Origin of the sequence: Protofrankia sp. CiT1 (genome assembly GCF_917627335.1) — a bacterium.
GTDB lineage: Bacteria > Actinomycetota > Actinomycetes > Frankiales > Frankiaceae > Protofrankia.
This window is the reverse complement of record NZ_CAKJTP010000283.1, coordinates 1-2,203: the sequence shown is the minus strand read 5'-3', so window position 1 is coordinate 2,203 and position 2,203 is coordinate 1. Positions and strand designations below refer to the sequence as shown.

Here is a 2,203-nt window from a genome sequence, read left to right as displayed (position 1 = left end):
TTTCGACCGTGCCCGCGTCCAGATCGATCACATCCCAGCGCAGCCCGAGCGCCTCCCCCTTGCGCAACCCCAACGCCAGCATGACCATCCACAGCCCGGCAAGCCGATCGACCAGCGCCACCGCCAGCACCCGGCCCGCTTCCACCTCGCTCAGCGCCCGCACCGGCGCATCATCCCTACGCGGCGGCTGGACCAGCTCCGCGACGTTACGGACCAGCAGTTCCTCACGGACCGCGTCCTTCAACGCCAGCCGCAAGATCGTCACCAGATAGCGGACGCTGCGCGCCGACAGCGGTCTGATCGGCTTCGGTTCGGGAGTCGGAACCCGCTTCGGTGGGCCAGGCGTGCGCCCACCAGGCCGCTGTGGCCGATCGGCCCCGGCAGCCCGCTCCCGTGCTTCCTTCTCCGCGGCCCGGCGTGCTTTCTCCTCCTCCTGTCGTCGGCGAGCGGCGAGACCGGCCGCGGACGGTTCGGTGAGCTTCGCCGTCATCCACTGCCGGACCTGCGCCGTCGAGAGCTTCCGTAGCTCGTGGCGGCCCAGCACCGGGATGATGTGCAGCCGCACCAGCAGCTCATACGACTCCGCGGTCGACTCCGCCAGCGTGCCCGCCACCACCCGGGACGCCAGCACCACCGTCACCCACTGCTCGAGATACTCCCCCACCGTCATCCGGGTCGTGACCACCGGCACGCCATCATCAAGAGCCCGCCGGATCTTCCTGATGTCGTCGAGGACAGCCTCTTTCGTCGTGCCGTACACGGTCTTGCGGGTACCGTCCGGCATGCTGACCTGACCGGCCCAACCGTTGCGATACCGGTACGCCGACCCCTCGTTGTTCCCCCGCCGGCTCCCTTTCCCCGCGGCCATCAGGCACCGTCCACCGGGTTGCCGTCCGGCCAGGCGATCCGGTCACACCACGGACAGCCATACCGGCTCTCGCCCATGTCGCAGGCGAACTCCTCCTGCCCGGCCTGTCCGGTCGGGTCCGCGAACCATCGGCCCTGACCACGGTCGGCACGGTCAAGATGCGCATGCAAAGCGTCGACCACGGACAGCATGCGCGGCCCGTCGTCGGGTTCAGACACCACGAAAGATCACTCCTTGCCGAACAATCGAACGGAGAAGATAAAGAGGCGGGAAATGTGCTGGACAACGCCACATACGCATGTCATGTGGCGCTGCTGTTCCGGTCCTCTGGACGCGGAAGGGTCTGTCGGGGAACCGGCCGCGTCCAGGGCGCTCACGCGTCACTACGTGATCGGCTACGCCGACCCTGGACCCGTCCAGCCCCCCGGCAGATCAGGCGCCTACCAGAGGAACGGAAGAAAAATGGGGGAGAAGCGACGAACCGCGTAGGTCAGCGCATCGCCGGGATACGCGGCGGGTCACCGATGCCCGGCGGCAGCAGCGCCGGTGACCCGGGAATCATCCGGAAGATCAGCGTGATGTCGACATCGCCGAAGGCTTCGATGAACACCGTGTCTACCGGCAGTGTGACGAGTGCCGCGCGCAGGTCAACCGGATCGGCACCCGGCCGGACGGTGACCTCCCAGTCGCCGGAGTCGGACCGCTGCACGGTCACGAACGGCGGCTGGTTGGACGGGGTGCGCCACGGGCCATGGTCAGGCGGAATGATGGGCATGGGTCTCGCTCCCTTGGCATGAAGGGTTGGGATCAAGGTCCCGGTGTGGTGTTAGCCGCACCCACCGGGACCGCCGTCTTCTTGACGGTTGCCTAGCTCGTGTCGAGTCTGCGGGACGCTATAGGCAACCGTCAAGTACTCTGCTGTCGTGCATCACCTCATGGGCGCCGCCGAGATCGGAAAACGACTCGGGGTCAGCCGGCAGCGGGTGAGCCAGCTTGCGCAGGACCCGACGTTCCCCAAGCCCGTTGCCGACCTCGCCGCCGGCCGGATCTGGGAAACCGCGGACGTCGAGCGCTGGATTGCCGAACATCGACCCGACACAACCGGCGACAACCACAAGTGAGCGCGGCGGAGCCCGCGCCACCACTGATTCACGCCGCCTTGTCATCGCCAACACGCCCACAGAGCCGATCGACGTAGGCAGTGAGCGCCGCCCGCGGTATCCGTCGCGACCGGTCGATCACCACAGAGTCGATCAACCCAGCCTTCATCAACTGATAGAGCTTCGCGCGACTCACCCGCAGCTCAGCCGCAGCTTCAGCCGGGGTGAGAAGAAG

Annotated in this window: 4 protein-coding genes and 1 pseudogene; 1 reads left to right on the top strand and 4 read right to left on the bottom strand. The window is 67.2% G+C overall.

The annotated features are described in order from the left end of the window. The 3 genes and pseudogenes from MJ785_RS21545 to MJ785_RS21535 all read right to left on the bottom strand — a co-directional run. Window positions 1–868, bottom strand: a pseudogene (locus MJ785_RS21545) (site-specific integrase); the annotation flags it as partial. Further along, a complete protein-coding gene (locus MJ785_RS21540; RefSeq protein ID WP_239382682.1) occupies window positions 868–1,089 on the bottom strand; it encodes a hypothetical protein in 222 nt (73 codons plus the stop codon). The pseudogene MJ785_RS21545 and the gene MJ785_RS21540, both read right to left, overlap by 1 nt. Window positions 1,090–1,358: 269 nt before the next feature. Beyond that, the gene (locus MJ785_RS21535) at window positions 1,359–1,643 is read right to left on the bottom strand and encodes a hypothetical protein (protein ID WP_239382680.1); all 285 of its coding nucleotides are present in this window, start codon (window positions 1,641–1,643) and stop codon (window positions 1,359–1,361) included. A 160-nt stretch (window positions 1,644–1,803) separates the two neighbouring features. Between MJ785_RS21535 and MJ785_RS21530 the strand changes: the two genes are divergently transcribed. Continuing rightward, on the top strand, window positions 1,804–1,989 hold the full coding sequence (locus MJ785_RS21530) for an AlpA family transcriptional regulator (RefSeq protein ID WP_239382678.1): 186 nt from the start codon (window positions 1,804–1,806) through the stop codon (window positions 1,987–1,989). Between the two features lie 28 nt (window positions 1,990–2,017). Here MJ785_RS21530 and MJ785_RS21525 read toward each other — a convergent pair. After that, window positions 2,018–2,203: helix-turn-helix domain-containing protein (locus tag MJ785_RS21525; protein WP_239382676.1), on the bottom strand; the 186-nt coding region annotated here is incomplete at its 5' end.

Bases quoted from the DNA above. Each gene is read 5' to 3' on its own strand.
- MJ785_RS21530 (WP_239382678.1), top strand. From the start codon at position 1,804: ATGGGCGCCGCCGAGATCGGAAAACGACTCGGGGTCAGCCGGCAGCGG.
- MJ785_RS21535 (WP_239382680.1), bottom strand. From the start codon at position 1,643: ATGCCCATCATTCCGCCTGACCATGGCCCGTGGCGCACCCCGTCCAAC.